Source organism: uncultured Microbacterium sp. (assembly GCF_963521695.1).
Classification (GTDB): domain Bacteria; phylum Actinomycetota; class Actinomycetes; order Actinomycetales; family Microbacteriaceae; genus Microbacterium.
The window spans coordinates 1-6327 of sequence record NZ_CAUQWC010000205.1 but is presented as its reverse complement, the minus strand read 5'-3'; the positions used below and the strand labels follow the sequence as shown (position 1 = coordinate 6327).

At 69.8% G+C, this 6327-nt stretch carries 6 protein-coding genes; 3 read left to right on the top strand and 3 right to left on the bottom strand.

The window, feature by feature from the left end; all coding sequences use genetic code 11:
• Nucleotides 1-235: 235 nt before the first annotated feature.
• The 3 genes from RWP81_RS13285 to RWP81_RS13275 all read right to left on the bottom strand — a co-directional run bounded on the left by RWP81_RS13285 (nucleotide 236) and on the right by RWP81_RS13275 (nucleotide 2243).
• Entirely contained in the window at nucleotides 236-724 is a 489-nt protein-coding gene (locus RWP81_RS13285; protein WP_055959381.1) for a SprT-like domain-containing protein, read from the bottom strand.
• A 30-nt stretch (nucleotides 725-754) separates the two neighbouring features.
• On the bottom strand, nucleotides 755-1282 hold the full coding sequence (locus RWP81_RS13280; RefSeq protein ID WP_314456851.1) for a hypothetical protein: 528 nt from the start codon (nucleotides 1280-1282) through the stop codon (nucleotides 755-757).
• A gap of 94 nt (nucleotides 1283-1376) precedes the next feature.
• Nucleotides 1377-2243 carry a fused MFS/spermidine synthase gene (locus RWP81_RS13275; protein WP_314456849.1) on the bottom strand — a complete coding sequence of 289 codons (867 nt, stop codon included), beginning with the start codon at nucleotides 2241-2243 and terminating at the stop codon, nucleotides 1377-1379.
• Between the two features lie 294 nt (nucleotides 2244-2537).
• Here RWP81_RS13275 and RWP81_RS13270 point away from each other — a divergent pair, with 294 nt between their 5' ends.
• From RWP81_RS13270 to RWP81_RS13260, 3 genes are all read left to right on the top strand, one after another.
• A complete protein-coding gene (locus RWP81_RS13270) occupies nucleotides 2538-4211 on the top strand; it encodes an ABC transporter substrate-binding protein (RefSeq protein WP_314456847.1) in 1674 nt (557 codons plus the stop codon).
• A gap of 137 nt (nucleotides 4212-4348) precedes the next feature.
• On the top strand, nucleotides 4349-5353 hold the full coding sequence (locus tag RWP81_RS13265; protein ID WP_314456845.1) for an ABC transporter permease: 1005 nt from the start codon (nucleotides 4349-4351) through the stop codon (nucleotides 5351-5353).
• 53 nt (nucleotides 5354-5406) lie between these two features.
• Nucleotides 5407-6312 carry an ABC transporter permease gene (locus RWP81_RS13260; RefSeq protein ID WP_314456854.1) on the top strand — a complete coding sequence of 302 codons (906 nt, stop codon included), beginning with the start codon at nucleotides 5407-5409 and terminating at the stop codon, nucleotides 6310-6312.
• Nucleotides 6313-6327 lie beyond the last annotated feature (15 nt).

Here is a 6327-nt window from a genome sequence, read left to right as displayed (position 1 = left end):
GTGCTCGCGGGTGCGTCGCGCGACGCGACGACAGTGGTCCCCGTGCTGCGCGCCGGTGTGGTGTCCGCAGGCTGAACGCCGCGGCATCCTCGAGGGTGCGAGTCGTCGCTCCGCGCTCCACGCCGTGCGGAGACCGTGATCAGCACGTGCGGCCGCGGCCCGAGCGCCATGGCATCCGGGACCGATGGCGAGCGCCATGGCATCCGGGACCGATGGCGAGCGCATCGACGCCCCGTCAGCGTGGTGTCGCGGCCGCGAGCCTCACGGATGGGCTGATATCGCGACGCACCCACGACAGCGCGAACCGCGGGTCGAAGGTCGGCGCGCACTTCGCGCACGACGTCGGGCGCGTGGCCCGACGGTGCCGGTAGGCCACGTGGCCCGCGGGGCAGGTGCCCACCCACGGGGCGAGCTCGTTCGCCGTCTCGCCGGCGTGGGTCGTGCCTCCGACGTAGCCGAGGTCGCGCGCCGTGCGCTTCCACGTCGCTCCGTGACCGGCGGACGCCCCGGCGATCGCGTGCGCGACCTCGTGCAGGAGCGTCTGGTGGTTGGTGTCGTCGTCGTAGCGGGCGGCGAGGTAGCGCGAGACGCTGATGCGCTTGCGTCCGTAGTCGCACAGGCCGGCGCGACGCTTGGCGTTGTCGAACGCGAAGGACCACGACGCATCGAGGTGCAGGGCGATCAACGCCTCAGCCCAGGTGCGCACGCGCTGCAAGTCGGACATGTCGGGAAGACTAAACGGGGCCTACGACATTCAGCTCGCGACGACCTCGCGCGCACGTCGGCGTTCGGCCGCGTCGATGGCGAGCAGCGTCGACTCGAGTTGTGCGTCGGTGGCGCCGGCGTTCTGCCGCAGGAACAGCGCCTGCTTGAAGTCGCGACGCGCGGACTCGTAGTCGGCCTCGTCGTAGTGCACCTTGCCGCGGTGCTGAAGCGCGAAGGCGGCGATGCTCGCCCAGCCCTGTCCGTCGGCCTCTTCGGCGCACATCGTCAGTTCCTGCTCGGCGGCGGCGTAGGCCCCTCGGCACTGCATGATCGTGGCGTGCAGGATGCGGGCGCGCAGCAGGTCGCGACGGGTCCCGGCCATCCGGGCGACGCGCACCGACTGGTCGGAGATGTCCAACGCCTCATCGAAGCGGTCGAGCACCTTCAGCAGCCACACCCGTTCGAGCAGGGCGTGCAGACTCCGCTGCGAACCGATCTCCTCGAGACGCTCCGCGCACTCGCGAGAGTCGGTGATCTCGCGCAACGTGTCGGGGTCGTACCCGTGGATATAGCTCACCGTCGGTCCTCTCGGTCGGGCAGGACTTCCAGTGTGCGTGGCGTGCGCGCCCAGAGCGACACCGCCACGCGGTCGGTCGGCGAACATGAAGGCGTCATCGTTCGAAAATGGATGCCGAGGGCTTCGGCGAGGGCGTCGCGTCCGCATCCGTCGCCGCGCGTGCCCCGCGTGTGAACTCGGTGATCTCGACGCCCTGCGCGACCTTGGCGGGGTGGGGTCCGGCCGCCATGAGCCGCGGGAGCCACTCGACGGGGAGGGGGGCCGCGGAGGCCGCGACGACGAGGTTGCCGAAGCGACGCCCCTTGAGCACCTGCACCTCGGCGAGCACGATGACCTGCGGGAGCACCTCGCTGATGGTCGCGACCTGCCGACGGGCGAAGGCGAGGCCCGGCCCGTCGGAGACGTTGACCAGCAGCACCCCATCGGGAGCGAGCAGCCGGGCGGCGTCGCGGTAGAACTCCACGGTCGTCAGGTGCGCGGGCGTCTGTGCCCCCGAGTAGACGTCGCTGATGAGCAGGTCGACCGCGCCGGTCAGGCCGGCGGGAAGGCGCGAGAGCCCCGCCCGCGCGTCGCCGATCCGCACGCGCATCGAGGCACCGCGGGGGAGGGGGAGGTTCTCGCGCACGAGGTCCCAGAGCGCCGGCTCCAACTCGATCACCTGCTGGCGCGAGCCGGGTCGGGTCGCCTCGACGTAGCGCGGGAGGGTGAGCGCCCCGGCGCCGAGGTGCACAGCGGTGAGGGGCTGTCCCGGCATCCGGAGTCGATCGATCACGGCGCCCATGCGCGCCACGTACTCGAAGTGCAGGTGCGTGGGATCGTCGAGATCCACGTGCGATTGAGGGGTGCCGTCGACGACGAGCTCGAAGCCCGACACGAACCCCGAGGGGGTGACGCGCGCGGTCGTGCCGTCCGACAGGCGCGCCGTCGGGGCGTCGTCGGGTTCGATGCGCATGCGGGCCATGTGTCAACGCTAGTCCGGCCGCAGCGCGGCATCCGCCCGTCGGCCGAAGGGCGCGTCATCGTCACCCCGCGCAGGGTGCTGAGTCCACGCGACGAAGTGCGCGCGGATTGCGCCATTCGTCCTCCCGAGAGCGATCAGGATGCCGGGATGCCGAAACACGATCGATACAAAGGTGCAATGGGCAGCGCGCCACCCGCCCTGTACGGTCGTCAGAACACAGCAAATGGAGCGCGGCACGACGATGTGACAGCGCCGTCGTCCTCCTCCTTTTCCCCCCGGAAGGTGCATCGAACAATGCTCAGTACTCTTCGACGACGTCTGCTCGTCGGCGGCGCCACCATCGCCATCGGCGCCCTCGCTCTCTCGGGCTGCTCGAGCCAGCGCGATGACAACGACGGAGGCAGCGGCGACGCCGGCGGCGACGTCGACTCGACCTTCGTCTTCGGCGCGTCGGGTGACCCGTCGAGCCTCGACCCCGCCTTCGCCAGCGACGGCGAGTCGTTCCGCGTCTCGCGGCAGATCTTCGAGGGCCTCGTGGGCGTTCAGCCCGGTACGGCCGACCCCGCCCCGCTGCTCGCCGAGAGCTGGGAGCAGTCCGAGGACGGCCTGACGTACACCTTCCAGCTCAAAGAGGGCGTCACCTTCCACGACGGCAGCGAGTTCAACGCCGAGGCCGTCTGCTTCAACTTCGACCGCCAGAACAACTTCACCGGTATCGCCCAGTCCGAGAGCCTGTCGTACTACTGGGGCAAGCTCATGCGCGGGTACGCCGACACCGGCACCTCCATCTACGGCGGGTGCGAGGCGGTCAGCCCCACCGAGGCGACGATCTCCCTCACCGAGCCGTTCGCCGGGTTCATCCCCGCGCTCTCGCTGCCGGCCTTCGCCATCCAGAGCCCCACCGCTCTGCAGGAGTACGGCGCCGACGACGTGGGAGGCACGTCCGAGGCCCCCACGCTCAGCGAGTACGCACAGGCGCACCCCACGGGCACCGGCCCCTTCGCCTTCGAGTCCTCGGAGCCCGGCGCGCAGACGACCGTCGCCGCATACGACGGCTACTGGGGCGAGCAGGGTCAGGTGCAGCAGGTCATCTTCCGCGTGATCGGCGACACCACCGCCCGCCGCCAGGCGCTGGAGTCCGGCTCGATCGACGGATACGACCTCGTCGCCCCGGCCGACCTCGGTGCCCTCGAGGGCGCGGGATACACCCTCATCAACCGCGACCCGTTCAACATCCTCTACCTCGGTATGAACCAGGCCAACCCGGCGCTCGCCGACATCCGCGTGCGTCAGGCCATCACCCAGGCCATCGACAAGGAGCAGCTGGTCACCCAGGTGCTGCCCGAGGGCACCACCGTGGCGTCGCAGTTCATGCCCGACAGCGTGATCGGCTTCAACTCCGGCGTGACGACCTACGACTTCGATCAGGATGCCGCCCGGGCACTGCTCGCGGAAGCCGGTTTCTCCGAGGCGAACCCGCTGACCATCACGTTCAACTACCCCGTGAACATCTCGCGCCCGTACATGCCGAACCCGGAGCAGATCTTCACCAACCTGCAGTCGCAGCTGCAGGCCGTCGGCATCGTCGTCAACCCGGTGTCCAACGAGTGGGGCGAGTACCTCGACCTCATCCAGGGCGGGGCCGACCACGGCATCCACCTGCTCGGCTGGACCGGCGACTACAACGACCCCGACAACTTCGTGGGCACGTTCTTCGGCGGCACCTCGAACGAGTGGGGCTTCGACAACGGTGAGCTGTTCTCGGCGCTCACCTCCGCTCGGGGGCTCGCGACCGAGACCGAGCAGGACTCGGCGTACCAGGCGGTCAACGAACAGATCGCGACGTTCCTGCCCGGTGTTCCGCTCGCGAACCCCGTGCCGACGCTCGCCTTCGCGTCGCGCGTGAAGTCGTACCCCGCCAGCCCCGTGCAGGACGAGGTCTACAACCAGATCGAACTCACCGAGTGATCCGGATGCCGCGGACTCCCCGCCCACGAGGCGCCGGGGTCCGCGGCATCCTGGTGCCGGGGGTTCCGCTCCGCTCGCGCGGTGGTGGAACCCCCGGCATCCCGCGTCCCCCCGCTCCCGACTCCCTGTGAGAACCCGTGCTCCGCACCATCGGCAGGCGCCTGCTCCTGCTCATCCCGACCCTGTTCGGTCTCTCGATCCTGCTCTTCGCCTGGGTGCGCGCGCTGCCCGGAGGCCCGGCGGTCGCGCTCCTCGGTGAGCGCGCGACCCCCGAGGCCGTGGAGCGCATTAACGAGCTCTACGGCTTCAACGAGCCGCTGTACGTGCAGTACTTCACCTGGCTCGGGCGACTCGTCAGCGGCGACTTCGGCTCATCGATCCAGACCGGCCGGCCCGTGCTGGAAGAATTCGTCCGCCGCTTCCCGGCCACCCTCGAGCTGTCCATCGCCGCCCTCATCGTGGCCGTGGGCATCGGCATCCCGCTCGGCTACTGGGCCGCTCGCCGCCACGGCAAGATCTGGGACCACGGCGCGGTCGTGCTGAGCCTCATCGGCATCACGATCCCGGTGTTCTTTCTGGCGTTCATCCTCAAGTACGTCTTCGCCGTGCAGCTGGGCTGGCTGCCGTCGGACGGTCGGCAGAACCCGCGCATCGACGCGACGCATTATACGAACCTGTACGTGTTCGACGGGCTCATCACGGGCGAGTTCGACGCGTCGTGGGATGCCATCCTGCACCTGATCCTGCCGGCGATCGCGCTGGGTACGATCCCGCTCGCGATCATCGTGCGCATCACCCGCGCCTCGGTCCTCGAGGTGCAGAACGCCGACTACGTGCGCACCGGGCGCGCGAAGGGCATCGGCACCGGGACGCTGCGCAACCGATTCATCCTGCGCAACGCCATGCTCCCCGTCATCACCACGGTGGGTCTTCAGGCCGGGCTCCTCATCTCGGGTGCGGTGCTCACCGAGACGGTCTTCGCCTTCCCGGGCATCGGGCAATTCCTCGCGCGGGCGATCTTCACGCGCGACTTCCCGGTGCTGCAGGGATTCATCATCTTCATCGCGATCGTGTACGCGCTCATCAACCTGCTCGTCGACCTGTCGTACAGCGTCATCGACCCGAGAGTGAGAGTCCAGTGAGCTCCGGCATCCTTCCTCCCGCTCCCAGCGGCGGTCCCGTCGACGACAACGCGATCGTCGACGGCCAGCTCCTCGCCGCCCAGGCCCGCGGGGGCGGCTTCTGGCAGGACGTGTTCCAGCGCCTGCGCCGGAGTCCCGTGGCGTGGATCGGCGCGATCATCGTGCTGGCGTTCCTGCTCGTCGCGGCCCTCGCGCCGCTGCTGGCGCCGTACCCGGCCGAGTCCCTCCCCGGGCAGCGCTTCATCACGCCCACCGACATCCCCGGGCCGGGCGAGATGGCCGAATTCCCCCTCGGTCTCGACCGCTTCGGCGGCGACGTGCTGTCCAAGCTCATCTGGGGAGCGCAGGCGTCGCTGCAGATCGGCGTGATCTCGACCGCTCTCGGCCTCCTCGGCGGCATGGCCCTGGGCCTGCTCGCGGGCATGTTCGGCGGGTGGGTCGACGCGGTCGTCATGCGCTTCGTCGACATCCTGCTCTCTGTGCCGAACCTGCTGCTCGCCGTCTCGATCGCGGCCGTCCTCGGACAGAGCCAGCTCGCCATCATGATCGCCATCGGAGCGTCGCAGGTGCCCGTGTTCGCGCGCCTGCTGCGCGCCTCGATGCTGCAGCAGCGCGGAGCCGACTACGTGCTGTCGGCCCAGACGCTGGGCCTCAGTCGGCGCTCGATCACCATGACGCACGTTCTTCCGAACAGCGTCGGACCCGTCATCGTGCAGGGCACCCTGACGCTCGCCACCGCCGTCATCGACGCGGCGGCACTGTCGTTCCTGGGACTGGGCGGCGGCCTGCCGCAGACCGCCGAGTGGGGTCGCATGCTCACCTACGCGCAGGCCGAGCTGGCGATCGCGCCGTGGCTGGCGTTCCTGCCGGGCATCTGCATCGCGGTGACCGCTCTGGGCTTCACGCTGCTGGGCGAGTCCCTCCGCGAGGCGATGGACCCCCGCACCCGCGCGCGGTAGTCCACCGCCCTGTTC

What these genes read in the sequence shown, in the direction of transcription:
- RWP81_RS13275 (WP_314456849.1), bottom strand. Translation starts at nt 2,243, where the DNA reads ATGGCCCGCATGCGCATCGAACCCGACGACGCCCCGACGGCGCGCCTG.
- RWP81_RS13285 (WP_055959381.1), bottom strand. Translation starts at nt 724, where the DNA reads ATGTCCGACTTGCAGCGCGTGCGCACCTGGGCTGAGGCGTTGATCGCC.
- RWP81_RS13270 (WP_314456847.1), top strand. Translation starts at nt 2,538, where the DNA reads ATGCTCAGTACTCTTCGACGACGTCTGCTCGTCGGCGGCGCCACCATC.